Origin of the sequence: Mycobacterium europaeum (genome assembly GCF_002102155.1) — a bacterium.
Classification (GTDB): Bacteria; Actinomycetota; Actinomycetes; order Mycobacteriales; family Mycobacteriaceae; genus Mycobacterium; species Mycobacterium europaeum.
Window position 1 is genome coordinate 188,705 of the sequence record NZ_LQOU01000002.1, and the last position, 18,559, is coordinate 207,263.

General features: G+C 70.7%; 19 protein-coding genes. 14 read left to right on the forward strand and 5 right to left on the reverse strand.

Annotation, left to right across the window (positions count from 1 at the left end):
• Positions 1-2: 2 nt before the first annotated feature.
• From AWC03_RS00835 to AWC03_RS00845, 3 genes are read right to left on the reverse strand one after another with little or no spacing between them, the layout of a single operon-like run.
• Complete coding sequence (locus AWC03_RS00835) at positions 3-824, reverse strand: ABC transporter permease (protein ID WP_208859400.1); 822 nt, start codon at positions 822-824, stop codon at positions 3-5.
• Positions 755-1,522: an ABC transporter ATP-binding protein gene (locus AWC03_RS00840; RefSeq protein WP_085238626.1), complete on the reverse strand. Its 768-nt coding sequence runs from the start codon at positions 1,520-1,522 to the stop codon at positions 755-757. Before AWC03_RS00840 ends, AWC03_RS00835 begins: the two co-directional genes overlap by 70 nt.
• Before the next feature lie 58 nt (positions 1,523-1,580).
• A complete protein-coding gene (locus AWC03_RS00845; RefSeq protein ID WP_085238627.1) occupies positions 1,581-2,852 on the reverse strand; it encodes an ammonium transporter in 1,272 nt (423 codons plus the stop codon).
• Between the two features lie 70 nt (positions 2,853-2,922).
• On the opposite strand from AWC03_RS00845, the gene AWC03_RS00850 reads away from it, so the two are divergent.
• The gene (locus AWC03_RS00850; RefSeq protein WP_085238628.1) at positions 2,923-3,534 is read left to right on the forward strand and encodes a DNA-3-methyladenine glycosylase; all 612 of its coding nucleotides are present in this window, start codon (positions 2,923-2,925) and stop codon (positions 3,532-3,534) included.
• Between the two features lie 3 nt (positions 3,535-3,537).
• Here the strand turns inward: AWC03_RS00850 and AWC03_RS00855 are convergent, their stop codons facing one another.
• The gene (locus tag AWC03_RS00855) at positions 3,538-4,428 is read right to left on the reverse strand and encodes a bile acid:sodium symporter family protein (protein WP_085238629.1); all 891 of its coding nucleotides are present in this window, start codon (positions 4,426-4,428) and stop codon (positions 3,538-3,540) included.
• A gap of 117 nt (positions 4,429-4,545) precedes the next feature.
• Here AWC03_RS00855 and tyrS point away from each other — a divergent pair, with 117 nt between their 5' ends.
• From tyrS to xerD, 13 genes are all read left to right on the forward strand, one after another.
• Positions 4,546-5,817 carry a tyrosine--tRNA ligase gene (gene tyrS / locus AWC03_RS00860; RefSeq protein WP_085238630.1) on the forward strand — a complete coding sequence of 424 codons (1,272 nt, stop codon included), beginning with the start codon at positions 4,546-4,548 and terminating at the stop codon, positions 5,815-5,817.
• A 74-nt stretch (positions 5,818-5,891) separates the two neighbouring features.
• A complete protein-coding gene (locus AWC03_RS00865) occupies positions 5,892-6,266 on the forward strand; it encodes a DUF732 domain-containing protein (protein ID WP_085238631.1) in 375 nt (124 codons plus the stop codon).
• A gap of 27 nt (positions 6,267-6,293) precedes the next feature.
• Positions 6,294-7,076 (forward strand): hypothetical protein, encoded by a 783-nt coding sequence (locus AWC03_RS00870; protein ID WP_085238632.1) that lies wholly within the window; start codon positions 6,294-6,296, stop codon positions 7,074-7,076.
• 1 nt (position 7,077) lies between these two features.
• Entirely contained in the window at positions 7,078-8,079 is a 1,002-nt protein-coding gene (locus AWC03_RS00875; protein WP_085238633.1) for an HAD-IIA family hydrolase, read from the forward strand.
• Between the two features lie 12 nt (positions 8,080-8,091).
• Positions 8,092-8,277 (forward strand): hypothetical protein, encoded by a 186-nt coding sequence (locus tag AWC03_RS00880; RefSeq protein WP_085238634.1) that lies wholly within the window; start codon positions 8,092-8,094, stop codon positions 8,275-8,277.
• Positions 8,278-8,285: 8 nt separating this feature from the next.
• Positions 8,286-9,089 carry a TlyA family RNA methyltransferase gene (locus AWC03_RS00885; protein ID WP_085238635.1) on the forward strand — a complete coding sequence of 268 codons (804 nt, stop codon included), beginning with the start codon at positions 8,286-8,288 and terminating at the stop codon, positions 9,087-9,089.
• Positions 9,086-10,009: an NAD kinase gene (locus AWC03_RS00890; protein WP_085238636.1), complete on the forward strand. Its 924-nt coding sequence runs from the start codon at positions 9,086-9,088 to the stop codon at positions 10,007-10,009. Before AWC03_RS00885 ends, AWC03_RS00890 begins: the two co-directional genes overlap by 4 nt.
• A 7-nt stretch (positions 10,010-10,016) precedes the next feature.
• A complete protein-coding gene (gene recN, locus AWC03_RS00895) occupies positions 10,017-11,771 on the forward strand; it encodes a DNA repair protein RecN (protein ID WP_085238637.1) in 1,755 nt (584 codons plus the stop codon).
• Positions 11,772-11,968: 197 nt separating this feature from the next.
• The gene (gene steA / locus AWC03_RS00900) at positions 11,969-13,150 is read left to right on the forward strand and encodes a putative cytokinetic ring protein SteA (RefSeq protein WP_085238638.1); all 1,182 of its coding nucleotides are present in this window, start codon (positions 11,969-11,971) and stop codon (positions 13,148-13,150) included.
• Positions 13,151-13,157: 7 nt separating this feature from the next.
• Positions 13,158-14,102: a copper transporter gene (locus AWC03_RS00905; protein WP_085238639.1), complete on the forward strand. Its 945-nt coding sequence runs from the start codon at positions 13,158-13,160 to the stop codon at positions 14,100-14,102.
• A gap of 123 nt (positions 14,103-14,225) precedes the next feature.
• The gene (locus tag AWC03_RS00910; protein WP_085238640.1) at positions 14,226-15,977 is read left to right on the forward strand and encodes a CTP synthase; all 1,752 of its coding nucleotides are present in this window, start codon (positions 14,226-14,228) and stop codon (positions 15,975-15,977) included.
• Positions 15,970-16,602 carry an NUDIX domain-containing protein gene (locus tag AWC03_RS00915; protein WP_085238641.1) on the forward strand — a complete coding sequence of 211 codons (633 nt, stop codon included), beginning with the start codon at positions 15,970-15,972 and terminating at the stop codon, positions 16,600-16,602. The genes AWC03_RS00910 and AWC03_RS00915 overlap by 8 nt, the downstream gene beginning before the upstream one ends.
• Positions 16,599-17,543 (forward strand): site-specific tyrosine recombinase XerD, encoded by a 945-nt coding sequence (xerD, locus tag AWC03_RS00920; RefSeq protein WP_085238642.1) that lies wholly within the window; start codon positions 16,599-16,601, stop codon positions 17,541-17,543. Before AWC03_RS00915 ends, xerD begins: the two co-directional genes overlap by 4 nt.
• A 13-nt stretch (positions 17,544-17,556) precedes the next feature.
• Here the strand turns inward: xerD and AWC03_RS00925 are convergent, their stop codons facing one another.
• Positions 17,557-18,309, reverse strand: a complete 753-nt coding sequence (locus AWC03_RS00925; protein ID WP_085238643.1) for an O-methyltransferase — start codon at positions 18,307-18,309, stop codon at positions 17,557-17,559.
• Positions 18,310-18,559 lie beyond the last annotated feature (250 nt).

The following is an 18,559-nucleotide window of genomic DNA, read 5'->3' on the forward strand; positions in this document are numbered from 1 at the left end:
CACTAGGGCGTCCGTCGCCGCAGCGTCGCCGCCGCCAGGCACAGCGCCGCGAGCGCGAAGCCCAACACGGCGACGACGTCGCGCACCGCGATGTAGGTCAGCCCCGGGTGCGTGCCCACCTGTTGCAGGGCTTCCAGTGCGTAGCTGGCCGGCATCGCGTTGCTGACCCACTGCAGCCAGTGCGGCATCAGCGTCCGCGGAACGATGATTCCGGCCAGCAGCAGCTGCGGCACGATCACCAGCGGGATGAACTGGACGGCCTGAAACTCGGTGCGGGCGAACGCACTACACAGCAGGCCCAGCCCAACGCCCAGCACGGCGTTGACGATCGCGATGACGAACACCCACACCGGGCTGCCGGCGGTGTCGAAGCCGAGCAACCAGAACGACACGATGCAGGCCAAGACGGCTTGCGCCGCAGCGGCAATCGAGAATGCGGTGCCATAGGCGATCAGCAGGTCGAGCCGGCGCAGGGGAGTGGTCAGAATGCGCTCCAGCGTCCCGGAGCCCCGCTCGCGCTGCATGGTGATGGCGGTGATGATGAACATCACGAAAAACGGAAAGAGTCCCAGCAGGATGAGGCAGGCGTTGTTGAACGGGGACGGCGTCCCCGGGCGATGCGGGGCGTTTTGGAACATGAAATACATCAGCGTGATGACCAGGATCGGCACGATCAGGACGAGCGCGACGCTGCGGTGATCGGCGGCCAGCTGACGCAGAATTCTGGTCGTGGTGGCCGCGTAGTTCTGCGGGCTCAGCCGGCTGCGGGCATGGTGGTGGTGCGTCGGATGATCGACAGGAACGCTTCCTCTAGTGACGTGCATTCCGTCTCCTTCCGTAACTGATCTGGCGTGGTGTGCGCCAGCAGGCGGCCTTCGCGCATCAGGAGCAGATCGCCGCAGCGGTCGGCCTCGTCCATCACGTGGCTGGACACCAGCAGCGTGATGCCGCGCCGCGCCAGCGCCACGAACTGTTCCCACAGCTCCACGCGCAGCACGGGGTCCAGGCCGATGGTCGGCTCGTCGAGCACCAGCAGGTCGGGGCGTCCGACCAGTGCGCAGGCCAGCGACACCCGGGCGCGTTGCCCGCCGGACAGGTTGGCGCAGCGGGTGGTGCGGTAATCGGTCAGGTCGACCGATGCGATGACCTCATCGGCGGCCGAACCGTCGGCCCCACAGAGTTGGCCGAAATAGCGGACGTTGTCGATCACCCGCAGGTCGTTGTAGATCGTCGGATCCTGTGGCATGTAGCCGACCCGCCGCCGCAGCTGACGTGACCCGCCCGGGTGGCCGAGCACCGTCACCGAGCCCCCGGCGACGATCTGGGTGCCGACGATGCAGCGCATCAGCGTGGTCTTTCCGGATCCGGAGGGACCCAGCAGCCCGGTGATGGTGCCCCGGGCAATCCGAACGGAAAGATCTTGCACCGCAGGCAGTTTGCCGCGCACCACGCGCAGATGCTCGATGGTGACCGCGGGCGCGGCGCCGTCCCGCAGTAATTCATCACTCGATGAACTCATCATATGATGAATAATCGCTCCCCCATGGGGGGTTGTCAAGGGCCCTCGACTCGCTAGCTGCTCAGCGTTCGGGCGAGCCGGGGCGGCGTTGGGGCAGGTGCCCGTGCACGCCCTCGGCGTAGGCCGTCTCCGCGTGCTGGGTGAGGTCCACGCCGGTGGTCTCGTCTTCCGCGCTGACCCGGAAGCCCATCAGCCGGTCGATCACCTTCGCGAGCACGAATGACACCGCGAACGCATAGAGCGCGACGACGACGATCGCGAACGTCTGCCTGCCCAGTTGGGAAAAGCCGCCCCCGTAGAACAGGCCCCGCGGACCCGACGTCATGACCGCCGTGGCGAGCAGCCCGATCAGCGACACCCCCACGACGCCGCCGACGAAGTGCACACCGACCACGTCGAGTGAATCGTCATAGTTGAAGCGGAATTTCGCGCTGACCGCGAAGGAGCACACGGTGCCGGCAGCGAGCCCGACGACCGCCGCGCCGAACGTGTTGACGGTTCCGCACGACGGCGTGATGGCGACGAGCCCGGCCACCACGCCGGAGGCCGCGCCGAATGTCGTGGGCCGGCCGTCGCGGATCTGTTCGACCGACAGCCAACCCAGCATGCCCAGGCATCCGGCGACGAGCGTGTTGAGGAAGATGGCGGCGGCGGTGCCGTTGGCGGCCAGGGCGGAACCGGCGTTGAACCCGAACCAGCCGAACCACAGCAGACCGACGCCGAGCAGCACCAGCGGCAGATTGTGTGGCCGCATGGCGTCCTTCTTGAAGCCGATGCGCGGCCCGAGCACCAGGGCCAGGGCCAGGGCCGAGGAACCGGACACGATCTCCACGACCAGGCCGCCCGCGTAATCGAGCACACCGAGCTTGGCCAGCCACCCGCCGGGCCCCCACACCCAGTGCGCGACAACCGAATACACGACCACAGTCCACACCGGGACGAACACCATCCACGCGGCGAACTTCGCGCGGTCGGCGATCGCGCCGCTGACCAGGGCGGCGGTGATGATCGCGAACGTGAGTTGGAAGGTGGCGTAGAGCAGCTCGGGAACCGCCCCGTGGGCGGTGTCCGGGGTGATGCCCAGCATCCCGATGTGCCCGAGGTTGCCGAGCAACCCGCTGGTCCCGTCGTCGGAGAACGCGAGGGTGTAGCCGAGCAGCAGCCACGCCACCGTGACCAGCGGAATGGAGATGAAGCTCATCATGATCATGTTGAGCACCCCGGTGGTGCGGACCATGCCGCCGTAGAAGATGGCCAGACCGGGAGTCATCAGCAGCACCAGCGCGGTGCTGGCCAGCAGCCACGCGGTGGCGGCGGGGTCGATCGGATGCATGACGTGTGCTCCTTCGCAGGTCCAGGACACCGGGATACTGCCATGGCAGCGCCGCCGGTAGGTTCGGTGGGTGGCCGCACGCCAGCTGCTCGTCGACCCCGTCGCTGCTGCCCAACGGCTACTCGGCGCCACCCTCACCGGGCGGGGCGTCAGCGCCGTCGTCGTCGAAGTCGAGGCCTACGGCGGCGTTCCCGACGGTCCCTGGCCGGACGCCGCGGCGCACTCCTATCGCGGCATCAGCGGGCGCAACGCGGTGATGTTCGGGCCGCCCGGGCGGCTCTACACCTACCGCAGCCATGGAATCCACGTCTGCGCCAACGTTTCCTGCGGGCCGGACGGTACCGCGGCGGCGGTGTTGCTGCGCGCCGCCGCCCTCGACGAGGGTACCGAGACGGCGCGCGCCCGGCGCGGCGAGCTGGTGCGCGGGGCCGCGCTGGCGCGGGGCCCGGGCAACCTGTGTTCGGCCCTGGGAATCACCATGGACGACAACGGCATCGACCTTTTCGACCCTGCCAGCCCGGTGACCCTCGAACTCAACGAGCCGCTGACCGCCGCGTCCGGCCCGCGCGTCGGGGTCAGCCAGGCCGCCGACCGGCCGTGGCGATTCTGGCTCGCGGGCCGGCCGGAAGTCTCGGCGTACCGGCGCAGCCCGCGCGCACCGGCCCCCGGGGCCAGCGACTAGCAGCTAAGCCGCGGCGGGTGCGTCGGCGCGGGCGACGGCGCGAAAGGCCGGGTCCACCCGCCGCGCGAGGAACACGAACGTCACCGCCAGCAGGGGTGCGACGGCGCTGTACACCGCGGGCGGCATGGCCATTTCGGCGCTGTTCAGCAGCTGCGGGCTCAACGCGACGCCCATCGCCACGACGGCGTTGTGCATCCCGACCTCCAGGCTGACCGCGACGGCCTGCCGGGGAGCCAGCCGCATGAAGCGCGGCGCCAGGTAGCCGACCGTCAGGCTCACGGCGCAGAAGGCCACGACGGCCCCGCTGAGCACGCCGAAGTGTTGCCACAACGTCCTTCGCCCCCCGGCGACCGCGCCGAGCACCGCGACGACCAGCAACACCAACGCGACGATGCGGACCGGCTTCTGCAGTCGCTGGGCGAGCCCCGGGAAGCGGTGGCGGAAGGCGACCCCGATCGCGATCGGGATGAGCACCAGGCCGAACACCGTGAAGAACTTGTCCACCTGAAGCGGAAGGAACCGGCCTTGTCCGAGGAACCAGGTCATCGACACCGCCAGGATCGCCGGCAGCGCGACGATCGACAGCACGGCGTTGATCGCGGTCAGCGTCAGGTTGAGCGCCAGGTCGCCGTTGAACAGGTGGCTGAGGATGCTCGACATCGTCCCGCCGGGGGTGGCGGCCATCAGCATCAGCCCGACCGCCAGGTGCGGTTCGAGGTCGAAGGCCTCGGCGATCGCCAGGCACAGGGCCGGGAGCAGCAGCGACTGGCAGATCAGTGCCACCGTCAGCGGTTTGCGCATGGTGGCGGCCCGCTTGAAGTCGGCGACCGTGAGCGTCAGCCCGAGGGCGAGCATCACCACCACGACGACCAGCGGCCAGTAACGGTTGTCCATAACGCTCCACGTCGTCGGTGCGCTCAGCGGGGAAGGCGGTGCGCCGCTCGGTTAGCTTGCCTTATCTCGCAGCGCAGGGGCGAATCGCGGCCGCGCGAGCGACTAAAGTCGGCGGCGATGTCTTCCGGGATCCTTGACGAGCTGGGCTGGCGCGGGCTGATCGCGCAGTCCACCGACCTCGACGCGCTGGCGGCCGAGGCGCAGCGCGGGCCGATGACCGTGTACGCCGGTTTCGACCCCACGGCGGCCAGCCTGCACGCGGGGCACCTGGTGCCGCTGCTGGCGCTGCGCCGGTTTCAGCGCGCCGGCCACCGCCCGATCGTGCTCGCCGGCGGCGCGACCGGCATGATCGGTGACCCGCGCGACGTCGGCGAGCGCACCCTGAACGAGGCGGACACCGTCGCCGAATGGACCGAGCGCATCCGCGGGCAGCTGGAGCGCTTTGTCGACTTCGACACGTCCCCGACCGGCGCGGTCGTCGTCAACAACCTGGACTGGACTGCCCCGCTGTCGGCCATCGAGTTCCTGCGCGACCTCGGCAAGCACTTCTCGGTCAACGTCATGCTGGACCGCGACACGATCCGGCGGCGGCTGGACGGCGAGGGCATCTCCTACACGGAGTTCAGCTACATGCTGTTGCAGGCCAACGACTACGTCGAACTGCACCGCCGGTACGGCTGCGCGCTGCAGATCGGCGGCTCCGACCAGTGGGGCAACATCATCGCCGGGGTCCGGCTGGTCCGCCAGAAGCTGGGTGCGACGGTGCACGCGCTCACCGTGCCGCTGGTGACCGCGGCCGACGGCACCAAGTTCGGCAAGTCCACCGGCGGCGGCAGCCTCTGGCTCGATCCGGCGATGACCACCCCGTACGCCTGGTACCAGTACTTCTTCAACACCGCCGACGCCGACGTGGTCCGCTACCTGCGGTGGTTCACCTTCCTGTCGGCCGACGAGCTGGCCGAGCTGGACCAGGCGACGGCCGAGCGCCCGCAGCAGCGGGCCGCCCAGCGCCGGCTGGCCCGCGAGCTGACCGTCCTGGTGCACGGGGAGGCCGCCACCGAGGCCGTCGAGCACGCCAGCCGCGCGCTGTTCGGGCAGGGCGAACTGGACCGCCTGGACGAGGCGACGCTGGCGGCGGCGCTGCGCGAGGCGTCGGTCGCCGAGCTCAAACCCGGCGGCCCGGACGGGATCGTCGACCTGCTGGTGTCCAGCGGCCTGTCCGAGAGCCGCAAGGCCGCCCGCCGCACCCTCAACGAGGGCGGTGTGTCGGTCAACAACGTCCGCATCGACAGCGAGGAGTGGACTCCGCAGCCCTCGGATTTCCTGCACGGCCGGTGGCTGGTGCTGCGCCGCGGCAAGCGCACCGTCGCCGGGATCGAAAAGGTCTAGAACGCACCCGCAAAACGCGGTGGTGCGCAAATCTTTACCGCACCGTGTTGCGGCTGTGACCCGCATTGGCCAGGGTGGTCACGGTGATATCCCTCAGGCGTGTGGAATGGATCCTGCTGCGTGTGCTGGGGGTGGGGGCGTGCGTGGCCGGGCTGGCCGCGCCCCTGGCGGCGCCCGTGCGCGCCGACATGCGGGAGAACGCGTTCCTGATGGCGCTGAGCAACGCCGGTATCACTTATCCGCACCCGGAGAGCGCCCTGGCGCTGGGTCAGTCGGTGTGCCCGATGCTGGTCACCCCGGGCCAGTCCTTCGACTCGGTCGCCGACGAAATGGCCCACCGCAGCGGCCTGGGCTACGAGTCGGCCGGGCTGTTCACCATCGTCGCCGTGGCCAACTACTGCCCGGCGGTGATAGCGCCGTTGCTGCAGAACCGGCTCACGGCGTACTAGCGGACGGGCCCCCGTATCCTCGGCTGCGTGGTCGACGACAGGCAGCGGCAGCGGGGCGAACGGCGCCCCCGCCCATCCGGCCCTTGGTCGGGTCCCGGCCGTGCGCGCCCGGCCCAGCCGCAGCAGCCCGAAGGCCGCCGCACGCCGGAGCCGGGCCCGCCGATACCGCCCGGCGTGGACGCCCGCCAGCTGGCGCCCGAGATCCGGGGCGAACTGAGCACCCTGGACCGCGCCACGGCCGACGCGGTGGCGCGCCACCTGGTTGCCGCCGGTGAGCTCCTCGACGAGGACCCGGAGGCGGCGCTGAGCCACGCCCGCGCCGCCCGCGCCCGGTCCAGCAGGATCGCCGCCATCCGCGAAGCCGTCGGAATCGCCGCCTACTACTGCGGCGACTGGGCGCAGGCGCTGGCCGAATTGCGCGCCGCCCGCAGGATGGGCAGCAAGTCCAACCTGCTGGCGCTGATCGCGGATTGCGAACGCGGGCTTGGCCGCCCGGAGCGCGCGATCGAGCTCGCGCGCGGGCCCGAGGCGGCCCGGCTGGAAGGCGACGACGCCGACGAGTTGCGCATCGTCGCCGCGGGCGCCCGCGCGGACCTCGGCCAGCTCGAGCAGGCGCTGACCGTCCTGTCCACGCCGCAACTGGACCCGGCCCGCACGGGCTCGACAGCGGCGCGGTTGTTCTACGCCTACGCCGACACGCTGCTGGCGCTGGACCGCAATGACGAAGCGCTGCAATGGTTCCTACGCTCGGCGGCCGCCGATGTCGAAGGCGTCACCGACGCCGAAGACCGGGTCAGCGAGCTGGGCTGAGATGACGAGCGTTGCGCGCCAATACGATTGCCTGCTGCTCGACCTGGATGGGACGTTGTTCCGCGGCCGCCGGCCCACCGAGGGCGCGGTGCAGGCGCTGGCCGAGCTGCGCAGCCGCGCGTTCTTCGTCACCAACAACGCGTCGCGCAGCGCGGCCGAGGTCGCCGCGCACCTGACCGAACTCGGCTTCACCGCCACCGCCGACGACGTCGCCACCAGCGCGCAGAGCGCGGCCCGGCTCCTGGCCGGGCAGCTGCCGGCCGGTGCACCGGTGCTGATCGTGGGCACCGACGCCCTGGCCGACGAGGTGGCGGCCGTGGGCCTGCGTCCGGTGCGCCGGTTCGACGACGACCCCGTCGCCGTCGTGCAGGGCCTGTCGCTGACCATCGGCTGGCCGGACCTGGCCGAGGCCGCGCTGGCCATCCGGTCCGGCGCGCTGTGGGTCGCGGCGAACGTGGACGTCACGCTGCCCACCGAGCGCGGCCTGCTGCCCGGGAACGGATCCATGGTCGCCGCCCTGCGCGCGGCCACCGGTGCCGAACCCCAGGTCGCGGGGAAACCGGCACCCGGATTGCTCACCGACGCGGCGGCCAGAGGCGATTTCCGCGCCCCCCTGGTGGTCGGCGACCGGCTGGACACCGACATCGAGGGCGCCAACGCGGCGGAGCTGCCCAGCCTGATGGTGCTCACCGGCGTCAGCTCAGCGCGGGACGCGGTGTACGCCAAACCCGCCCATCGGCCCACCTACATCGGCCACGACCTGCGGGCGCTGCATCAGGACGGCGAGCGGCTGGCGGTCGGGCCCCAGCCGGGCTGGCGCGTCGACGTCGGCGAGCGGGCGGTGACCGTCAGCGGCGACGGAGCCGACGACGGCGACGGGCTCGCTATCGTGCGGGCGGTCGCCGCCGCGGTATGGGGTGCCGCGTCGGACGGGGAACCGATCGGCATCGAGGCCGGCGACGCGCGCGCCCGCGAGGCGCTGCAGCGCTGGTCTCTGGACTAGCGTAGAAGCGCAATGACTATCGATCCTGAACAGATTCGCGCGGAAATCGACGCCCTGCTCGCCCGGCTGCCCGAGCCCGGGACGCCGGAAGGCTCCGGCAACGACCCGTCGCTCACCGAGCTCGAAGACATAGCGCGTCGCCTGTCCGAGGCGCACGACGTGCTGCTGGCCGCGCTGGAGTCGGCGGAGAAGGGCTGAGTGCGCGCATGTCTCGCCGCGCCCGCGTCGACGCCGAGCTGGTTCGGCGCGGCCTCGCGCGATCGCGGCAACAGGCCGCGGAGTTGATCGGCGCCGGCCGGGTCAGCATCGACGGGCTGCCGGCCCGCAAGCCGGGCACCGCCGTCGCGCTCACCGCGGCCCTGACCGTCGCCGACGACGGGGAACGGGGCTGGGTGTCGCGCGGCGCGCACAAGCTCATCGGCGCCCTGGACGCCTTCGGGATCGATGTGGCGGGCCGCCGCTGCCTGGACGCCGGCGCGTCGACGGGCGGGTTCACCGAGGTGCTGCTGGACCGCGGCGCCGCCGAAGTGGTCGCCGTGGACGTCGGGTACGGCCAGCTGGCGTGGTCGCTGCGGTGCGACCCCCGGGTGGTCGTCGTCGAGCGGACGAACGCCCGTGACCTGTCCCGCGAGCTTATCGGCGGGCCGGTCGACGTGGTCGTGGCCGACCTGTCGTTCATTTCGCTGGCCACCGTGTTGCCCGCGCTGGCTGGATGTGCTTCGGACACTGCGGATATCGTTCCCATGGTGAAGCCGCAGTTCGAGGTGGGCCGGGGCCAGGTCGGCGCCGGCGGGGTGGTGCACGACCCGGGCCTGCGCGCCGACGCCGTCGTGGCCGTGGCGCGCCGCGCCGGCGAGCTGGGCTGGCACACGGTCGGCGTCACCGCCAGCCCGCTACCGGGCCCGTCGGGCAACGTCGAGTACTTTCTGTGGTTGCGCGCCCAGACGGGATTGGCGGATGACGAGTTGGTGGCAGCGGTGCGGCGCGCGGTGAGCGAGGGGCCCCAGTGATCGAACATCGCACGGTGCTGATGGTGGTGCACACCGGCCGCGAGGAAGCCACCGAAACCGCGGCCCGCGTGCAGAAGGTCCTGAGCGACAACGACATTGCTCTACGCGTCCTGTCCGCCGAGGCGGTCGACCGCGGCTCGCTGCGGGTGGCCCCCGACGACATCCGCGCGATGGGCGTCGAAATCCAGGTGGTCGACGCCGATCCGCGCGCCGCCGACGGCTGCGAACTGGTGCTGGTGCTCGGCGGCGACGGCACGTTCCTGCGCGCTGCCGAACTGGCCCGCAACGCCGGCATCCCGGTGCTGGGCGTCAACCTCGGCCGCATCGGCTTCCTGGCCGAGGCCGAAGCGGAGCACATCGACCAGGTGCTGGACCACGTCGTCGCCAAGGACTACCGGGTGGAGGACCGCCTGACGCTGGACGTGGTCGTGCGCTCGGGGGGCCGCGAGATCGAAAACGGCTGGGCGCTCAACGAGGTCAGCCTGGAGAAGGGCCCGCGGCTGGGCGTGCTGGGGGTGGTCGTCGAGATCGACGGCCGGCCGGTGTCGGCGTTCGGGTGTGACGGCGTGCTGGTGTCGACCCCCACCGGGTCGACCGCCTACGCGTTCTCCGCGGGCGGGCCGGTGCTGTGGCCGGACCTCGAGGCAATCCTGGTGGTGCCCAACAATGCTCACGCGCTGTTCGGCCGGCCGATGGTCACCAGTCCCGACGCCACCATCGCCATCGAGATCGAGGCGGACGGGCACGACGCCCTGGTGTTCTGCGACGGCCGCCGCGAAATGCTGATCCCGGCCGGCAGCCGCATCGAGGTGAGGCGTTGCGACACACCGGTGAAATGGGCGCGGCTGGACAGCGCCCCGTTCACCGACCGCTTGGTGCGCAAATTCCGGTTGCCGGTGACGGGTTGGCGCGGGAAGTAAACGGCGGGTGCTCACCGAAATACGCATCGAGTCGCTGGGCGCGATCAGCGCGGCGGTCGGGGAGTTCGACCGTGGCCTGACGGTGCTGACCGGTGAAACGGGCACCGGCAAGACCATGGTGGTGACGGGGCTGCATCTGCTCGGCGGTGCCCGCGCCGACGCCACCCGCGTGCGCTCGGGCGCCGACCGGGCGGTGGTCGAAGGGCGTTTCACCACAACCGATCTCGAAGACGCCGTGGTGGGGCAGCTGGACGACATGCTGGACGCGTCCGGCGCGGAGCGCGACGAGGACGGCAGCGTGATCGCGCTGCGTTCGGTCAGCCGCGAGGGGCCGTCGCGGGCGTATCTCGGGGGCCGCAGCGTGCCCGCCAAGTCGCTCGGCGACTTCACCGCCGAGTTGCTCACCCTGCACGGGCAGAACGACCAGCTGCGGCTGATGCGGCCCGAGGAGCAACGCGGCGCCCTGGACCGGTTCGCGAAGGCCGGGCCCGCGCTCGAGCGCTACCGCAAACTGCGCGACGCCTGGCTGACCGCGCGGAACGACCTGGCCGACCGCCGCAGCCGCATGCGCGAACTCGCGCTGGAATCCGACCGACTCAACTTCGCGCTCAACGAGATTGACGCCGTCGACCCGCAACCGGGCGAGGACGACGCGCTGGTCGCCGATATCGTCCGGCTCTCCGAACTGGACACCCTGCGGGAGGCGGCGATGACCGCGCACGCCGCGCTCTCCGGGGCGCCCGACGACGCCGAAACGTCCGGGCACAGCGCCGCAGACGGGCTGGGGCGCGCGAAGGCCGCGTTGGAGTCCACCGACGACGCGAAGCTGCGGGCGCTGGCCGGGCAGGTCGGTGAGGCGCTGACGGTGGTCGCCGACGCGGCGGGCGAGCTGAGCGGCTTTCTGGACGAGCTGCCGGTCGATGCCAGCGCGCTGGAAGCCAAGTTGGCCCGGCAAGCCGAGCTGCGCACGCTGACCCGCAAGTACGCCGCGGACGTCGACGGGGTGCTCCGGTGGGCCCAGGAGTCGCGCCAACGGCTGGCCCAACTCGACGTCTCCGAGGAGGGGTTGACGGCGCTGGCCGCCCGGGTGGACGAGCTCGCGCGTGAATTGGCCCAGGCCGCCGTCGATCTCAGTGGCATCCGGCGCAAGGCGGCCAAGAGACTGGCCAAGGAGGTCACCGCGGAGCTGTCCGGGCTGGCGATGGCCGACGCGCAGTTCAGCATCGAGGTGAGCAACGACGTGGCCGCCGACGAGGATCCGGCCGCCCTCGCGCTGCCGACGGGCGAGTTCGCCCGGGCCGGTGCCGACGGCGTCGACCAGGTCGAGTTCGGTTTCGCCGCGCATCGCGGGATGGATCAGCTGCCGCTGGCCAAGAGCGCCTCCGGCGGCGAGCTGTCCCGGGTGATGCTGGCGCTGGAGGTGGTGCTGGCGGCCTCGGCGGCGGGCACCACCATGGTGTTCGACGAGGTCGACGCCGGCGTCGGCGGCCGGGCCGCGGTGCAGATCGGGCGGCGGCTGGCGCGGTTGGCGCGCACGCACCAGGTCATCGTCGTCACGCATCTGCCGCAGGTGGCGGCGTACGCCGACGTGCACCTGGTGGTGCACAGCGCCGGCCCCAAGGGGACCAGCGTCGTGCGGCGCGTCACCGGCGACGAGCGGGTCGCCGAGTTGGCCCGGATGATGGCCGGGCTGGGCGAGTCCGACAGCGGCCGCGCGCACGCCCGCGAGCTGCTCGACGCGGCCCAGCGCGACGAGATCTGACCCGAAGCCCCAGGGGCACCCCCGGCGCGTGAGCGCGCGTGTGCACGGCGACACGCCGACCAGACCGTGTAACTGCGCACCTTCGCGCGATCAACCCGTTAGGGGCTTGTGACTAATGGGACTCTAGATAACTTATGAGGCTAATGTTACGGCGCGCCTCCACGCCCCATCCGGGCATCACCGACAGAATCGCCCCCATGAAGATGTCAGGCCTGCTTACCCGTAACACCGCCCGGCCGGGCCTCGTCGGCACCGCGCGGGTGGACCGGAACATCGACCGACTGCTGCGCAGGGTGTGCCCCGGGGACATCGTGGTGCTCGACGTCCTGGATTTGGACCGCATCACGGCGGACGCCCTGGTGGAGGCGGACATCGCCGCGGTCGTCAACGCCTCGCCGTCGGTGTCGGGCCGCTACCCCAACATGGGGCCCGAGGTGCTGGTCAACAACGGGGTCACCCTGATCGACGAGGCCGGGCCCGACATCTTCAAGAAGGTCAAGGACGGCGCCAAGATCCGGTTGCACGAAGGCGGGGTGTACTCCGGCGACCGCAGGCTGGTCCGGGGCACCGAGCGCACCGACCACGACATCGCCGACTTGATGCGGGAGGCCAAGAGCGGCCTGTCGGCGCACCTGGAGGCGTTCGCGGGCAACACGATCGAGTTCATCAAGAGCGAGAGCCCGTTGTTGATCGACGGCATCGGCATCCCCGACATCGATGTCGACCTGCGCCGCCGGCACGTGGTCATCGTCGCCGACGAGCCCAGCGCCGAAGAGGACCTGAAGTCGCTCAAGCCGTTCATCAAGGAGTACCAGCCGGTGCTGATCGGCGTCGACACCGGCGCGGATGTGTTGCGCAAGGCCGGGTATCGCCCGCAGATCATCGTCGGCGACCCCGACAAGATCAGCGCCGACGCCCTCAAGTGCGGAGCCCAGGTCGTGCTGCCCGCCGACGCCGACGGCCACGCGCCCGGGCTGGAACGCATCCAGGACCTCGGTGTCGGGGCGATGACGTTCCCGGCCGCCGGCTCGGCGACCGACCTGGCCCTGCTGCTGGCCGACCATCACGGCGCGGCGTTGCTGGTGACCGCGGGCCACACCGCCAACATCGAGACGTTCTTCGACCGCACCCGCGCGCACAGCAACCCCTCGACGTTCTTGACCAGGCTTCGGGTGGGGGAGAAGGTGGTGGACGCCAAGGCCGTGGCCACCCTGTACCGCAACCACGTCTCGGCGGGGGCCATCGCCCTGCTGGCGTTGACGATGCTGATCGCCGTCATCGTCGCCCTGTGGGTGTCCCGCACCGATGGCGTGGTGCTGCACTGGGTCACCGACTACTGGAACCACTTTTCCCTCTGGATTGCCCACCTAGTGTCCTAGGGCCTCGATGATCTCGTTACGCCAACACGCGATATCGCTGGCCGCCGTCTTCCTGGCGCTGGCTGTGGGAGTCGTGCTCGGTTCGGGTTTCCTGTCCGACACGCTGCTGTCCAGCCTGCGTGCCGAGAAGCGGGACCTGCACACCCAGATCGACGGGCTCAACGACCGGAACAACGTACTGAACGAAAAGCTCAGCGCGGCAAACAACTTCGACACCCAGCTGGTGGGCCGCATCGTGCATGACACGCTCGGCGGCAAGTCGGTGGTGCTGTTTCGCACCCCGGACGCCAAGGACGACGACGTGGCCGCGGTGTCGAAGTTCATCGGTCAGGCCGGCGGCGCGGTGACCGGAACGGTGTCGCTGACCCAGGAATTCGTGGAGGCCAATTCCGCGGAGAAGCTGCGGACGGTGGTGAACTCGTCGATCCTGCCGGCCGGACAACAGCTGAGCACCAAGCTCGTCGACCAGGGATCGCAGGCCGGCGACCTGATGGGCATCGCCTTGCTGATCAACGCCAACCCCGCGGTCCCGCCCGTCGACGAGCCGCAGCGCGACACCGTGCTGGCCGCGCTGCGCGACACGGGGTTCATCACCTATCAGCCGAGCGAGCACATGGGCGCGGCGAACGCCGCGCTGGTAATCACCGGCGGCTCGCTGCCCCAGGACGCCGGTAATCAGGGGGCCAGCGTCGCCCGGTTCGCCGCCGCGCTGGCCCCGCACGGGTCGGGCACCCTGCTCGCCGGGCGGGACGGCTCGGCGACCGGCGGCGCGGCCGTCGCCGTGACGCGGGCCGACGCCGCGATGAACACCGCGGTCAGCACCGTCGACGACGTCGACAGCGCGCCGGGCCGCATCACCGCGGTGCTCGGCCTGCACGACCTGATCAACGGCGGCCACGCCGGGCAGTACGGCACCGGTCACGGCGCCACATCGATCACCGTGCCGCAGTAGCGGGCGTGTTCGGCACGACACCCCGGCGGTGGGTGTTAGGGTGGGTTTCCGTGGGTCGGCAGGCCCAACTAGTTATTCACTAGCAAAAATTCGACGCCCTGCCCGTCTTCACGGAGGTCGCCTGTGCGAAAGCACCCGCAATCCGCCACCAAGCACCTCTTCGTCAGCGGGGGCGTCGCGTCCTCGTTGGGCAAGGGTCTCACCGCGAGCAGCCTCGGTCAGCTGCTGACGGCCCGCGGGTTGTACGTGACGATGCAAAAGCTCGATCCGTACCTCAACGTCGACCCGGGCACGATGAACCCCTTCCAGCACGGCGAGGTCTTCGTCACCGAGGACGGCGCCGAGACGGACCTCGATGTCGGCCACTACGAACGGTTCCTGGATCGCGACCTGTCCGGCTCGGCGAATGTGACGACGGGACAAGTGTATTCGACCGTCATCGCCAAGGAGCGGCGCGGGGAATATCTCGGCGACACCGTCCAGGTGATCCCGCACATCACCGACGAGATCAAGCGCCGGATCATGGCGATGGCAGAACCGGACGCCCAGGGCAACCGTCCCGACGTGGTCATCACCGAAATCGGCGGCACGGTGGGCGATATCGAGTCGCAGCCCTTCCTGGAGGCCGCGCGCCAGGTCCGCCACGACCTGGGGCGGGAGAACGTCTTCTTCCTGCACGTCTCGCTGGTGCCGTACCTGGCGCCCTCGGGTGAACTCAAGACCAAGCCCACCCAGCATTCGGTGGCCGCCCTGCGCAGCATCGGTATCACCCCGGACGCGCTGATCCTGCGCTGCGACCGGGACGTCCCCGAAGCGCTGAAGAACAAGATCGCGCTGATGTGTGACGTCGACATCGACGGCGTCATCTCCACCCCGGACGCACCGTCGATCTACGACATCCCGAAGCGGCTGCACCGCGAGGAGCTCGACGCGTACGTGGTGCGCCGGCTCAACCTGCCGTTCCGCGACGTCGACTGGACCGAGTGGGACGACCTGCTGCGCAGGGTGCACGAGCCGCACGAGACGGTGCGAATCGCCTTGGTGGGCAAGTACGTTGAGCTTTCCGACGCCTACCTTTCGGTCACCGAGGCGCTGCGCGCCGGCGGGTTCAAACACCACGCCAAGGTGGAGATGCAGTGGGTGGCCTCCGACGACTGTGAGACCGGGGCGGGCGCGGCGGCGGCGCTGGGCGACGTGCACGGCGTGCTGATCCCGGGCGGCTTCGGCATCCGCGGCATCGAGGGCAAGATCGGCGCCATCCGGTACGCGCGGACGCGCGGGCTGCCGGTGCTGGGCCTGTGCCTCGGACTGCAGTGCATCGTGATCGAGGCCGCGCGTTCGGCGGGGCTCGCGCAGGCCAACTCCGCCGAATTCGACCCCGACACACCGGATCCCGTCATCTCCACGATGGCCGATCAGGTCGACGCCGTCGCCGGTCAGGCTGACCTCGGCGGCACCATGCGGCTGGGCGCGTATCCCGCCGTGTTGCAGGCGGATTCGATTGTCGCCCAGGCCTACGGCACCACCGGAGTGTCGGAGCGGCACCGGCACCGCTACGAGGTCAACAACGCCTACCGCGACAAGATCGCCGAGAGCGGCCTGCGGTTCTCCGGCACCTCGCCCGACGGGCATCTGGTGGAATTCGTCGAATATCCGCCCGAGGTGCACCCGTTCATCGTGGGCACCCAGGCCCACCCCGAGCTGAAGAGCCGGCCCACCCGGCCGCACCCGCTGTTCGTCGCGTTCGTCGGGGCGGCCATCGACTACCAGTCGGGCGAGCTGCTGCCGGTGGAGATCCCCGAGCACGCCTCCAACGGCAACCAGCAGCGGGACGGCGTCAGCCACTCGCTACCCGAGCCCGCGACCCGTGGCTGAGCACGTCTTCGAGACGGCGTCATCCGAAACGCTGTACACCGGAAAGATTTTCGCGCTGCGCAGCGATCGGGTCCGGATGCCCGGCGGTGCCACCGCGATTCGTGAAGTCGTCGAGCACTACGGGGCGGTCGCCATCGTGGCGTTGAACGAGGACAACAACATCGCAATGGTGTACCAATACCGCCACGCCTTCGGCCGGCGGCTGTGGGAGCTTCCGGCCGGGCTGCTCGACATGGTGGGGGAGCCGCCACAGGCGACCGCGGTCCGTGAGCTCCAGGAGGAGGTCGGCCTGCAGGCCGGAACCTGGCAGGTGCTGGTGGACCTGGATTCCGCGCCGGGCTTCAGCGACGAGTCGGTGCGGGTGTACCTGGCGACCGAGCTGACCGAGGTGGCCCGGCCCGAGGCGCATCACGAGGAAGCCGACATGACGATGCGCTGGTTTCCCGTCGCCGACGCGGTGAGCGGGGTGTTCAGCGGCGAGATCGTGAATTCCATTGCCATTGCCGGGATCCTGGCCGCCCACGCGGTGACCGAAGGCGTCGCCGAGCCGCGGCCGGTGGACAGCCCGTGGCCCGACAAGCCCAAGGCTTTTGCCGCTCGAAAAGGGGGGCAGGCCGCCCGATGACAACGGCGCTCACGCTCGACACCCAACTGCAGGGCTACCTGGACCACCTCGCCATCGAGCGCGGCGTCGCCGCCAACACGCTCAGCTCGTATCGCCGCGACCTGCGCCGCTACACCAAGCACCTGTCGGACCGCGGAATTCAGGACCTGGCCAAGGTCGGCGAGGACGACGTCAGCGAGTTCCTGGTCGCGCTGCGCCGCGGCGACCCCGACTCGGGGACCACGGCGCTGTCCGCGGTGTCGGCGGCGCGCGCCCTGATCGCGGTGCGCGGCCTGCACCGGTTCGCCGCGGCCGAAGGGCTGGCCGAACTGGACGTGGCGCGGGCGGTCCGCCCGCCGACGCCGGGCCGCCGGCTCCCCAAGAGCCTGACCGTCGACCAGGTGCTGGCGCTGCTGGAGGGTGCGGGCGGGGACAGCGCCTCCGACGGCCCGCTCACGCTGCGCAACCGGGCGCTGCTGGAGCTCCTGTACTCGACCGGGGCGCGCATCTCGGAGGCCGTCGGCCTCGACGTGGACGACATCGATACCCGGGCCAGGTCGGTGCTGCTGCGCGGCAAGGGCGGCAAGCAACGGCTGGTGCCCATCGGGCGGCCCGCGGTGCAGGCACTGGACGCCTATCTGGTGCGCGGCCGCCCCGACCTGGCCCGCCGGGGACGCGGGACGCCGGCCATCTTTCTCAACGTGCGTGGCGGGCGGCTGTCGCGGCAGAGCGCGTGGCAGGTGCTGCAGGACGCCGCCGAGCGCGCCGGAATCACGTCGGGGGTGTCGCCGCACATGCTGCGGCACTCGTTCGCGACCCACCTGCTCGAGGGCGGTGCCGACGTGCGCGTGGTGCAGGAGCTGCTGGGACACGCCTCGGTGACGACGACGCAGATCTACACGATGGTGACCGTGCACGCGCTGCGCGAGGTGTGGGCCGGCGCCCACCCGCGGGCGCAATAGGCAGCGGCGGCCGTCAGCTCAGGTACTCGGACTCCAGCACCAGGTCGGACACCAGCGACTGGTATTCCAGGTGCGCCTTGTGCTCGACGGTGTTCCATTGCTTGCCCTGCGCCCGGCGCATGTACTCGCGGTATTTCGGGGCGCCCGGCACCCGGACGTTGTCGGCGACCACGATCGCGCCCGGGCGCAGCCAGCCGCGCGCCACGATGCTGTGCAGGTCGTCCAGGTACGCGTCCTTGTCGTGGTCGAGGAACGCGAAGTCGAGGGCGCCGGGGGCGAACCCGTGCTCGTCGGCCAGCGCGTCCAGCGTGCGCCCGCCGTCGCCCACCGTGCCCACCACACACGTCACCCGGTCGGCGACGCCGGCGTGCGCCCAGATCCGCCGCGCGTTGGCGGCGTTGGCCTCGGCGAGTTCGACGGAATACACCTTCGCCCTCGGGGCGGCGCGGGCGATGCGCAGCGCGCCGTATCCCACGTAGGTGCCCAGCTCCAGCGCCACGGCCGGGTCGGCACGCCGCACCGCCGCGTCGAGGATCTGCCCCTTCTCGTCGCCGACGTTGATCAGCATCGACTTCTCGTAGGCGAACTTGTCGATGGCGGCCAGCACGTCGTCGATGTCGCCGGCCCTGGCGTTTCCCAGGACGTAGTCGACCGCGGCGGCCTCCCGTCCGTCGCCGATCTGGCCCGTCGTGGTGATGTTGCGCACCCCCGTCGCCATCCGCCAGACCGACCAGCGCAGCAGGGGAATCCGTCGCTTGAGATCCATGACGCCACAGTAGTGCGGGCGGCGGCCGGGCCGCGGGCGCCGAGATTGCCACCAGGGTCGTCGCCGCGGCGGGAATCGCAACCCTCACGGCGATCTCGGCGCGGCGTCGGCGCCGCGATATCGCCCGCGATATCAACTTTGGAATCCGCCCACCACCTCCCCGGTGATGCTGGTGTGACTGCTGTTAATGATCACCGCCGCCACGCGCGCTACCAGCGCAAATCCGGCGAAATTGGCCGGTGAATTGCCT

Bases quoted from the DNA above. Each gene is read 5' to 3' on its own strand.
- AWC03_RS00835 (WP_208859400.1), bottom strand. From the start codon at position 824: ATGCACGTCACTAGAGGAAGCGTTCCTGTCGATCATCCGACGCACCAC.
- AWC03_RS00840 (WP_085238626.1), bottom strand. From the start codon at position 1,522: ATGATGAGTTCATCGAGTGATGAATTACTGCGGGACGGCGCCGCGCCC.
- AWC03_RS00845 (WP_085238627.1), bottom strand. From the start codon at position 2,852: ATGCATCCGATCGACCCCGCCGCCACCGCGTGGCTGCTGGCCAGCACC.
- AWC03_RS00855 (WP_085238629.1), bottom strand. From the start codon at position 4,428: ATGGACAACCGTTACTGGCCGCTGGTCGTCGTGGTGGTGATGCTCGCC.
- tyrS (WP_085238630.1), top strand. From the start codon at position 4,546: ATGTCTTCCGGGATCCTTGACGAGCTGGGCTGGCGCGGGCTGATCGCG.
- AWC03_RS00875 (WP_085238633.1), top strand. From the start codon at position 7,078: ATGACGAGCGTTGCGCGCCAATACGATTGCCTGCTGCTCGACCTGGAT.
- AWC03_RS00880 (WP_085238634.1), top strand. From the start codon at position 8,092: ATGACTATCGATCCTGAACAGATTCGCGCGGAAATCGACGCCCTGCTC.
- AWC03_RS00885 (WP_085238635.1), top strand. From the start codon at position 8,286: ATGTCTCGCCGCGCCCGCGTCGACGCCGAGCTGGTTCGGCGCGGCCTC.
- steA (WP_085238638.1), top strand. From the start codon at position 11,969: ATGAAGATGTCAGGCCTGCTTACCCGTAACACCGCCCGGCCGGGCCTC.
- AWC03_RS00905 (WP_085238639.1), top strand. From the start codon at position 13,158: ATGATCTCGTTACGCCAACACGCGATATCGCTGGCCGCCGTCTTCCTG.
- xerD (WP_085238642.1), top strand. From the start codon at position 16,599: ATGACAACGGCGCTCACGCTCGACACCCAACTGCAGGGCTACCTGGAC.
- AWC03_RS00925 (WP_085238643.1), bottom strand. From the start codon at position 18,309: ATGGATCTCAAGCGACGGATTCCCCTGCTGCGCTGGTCGGTCTGGCGG.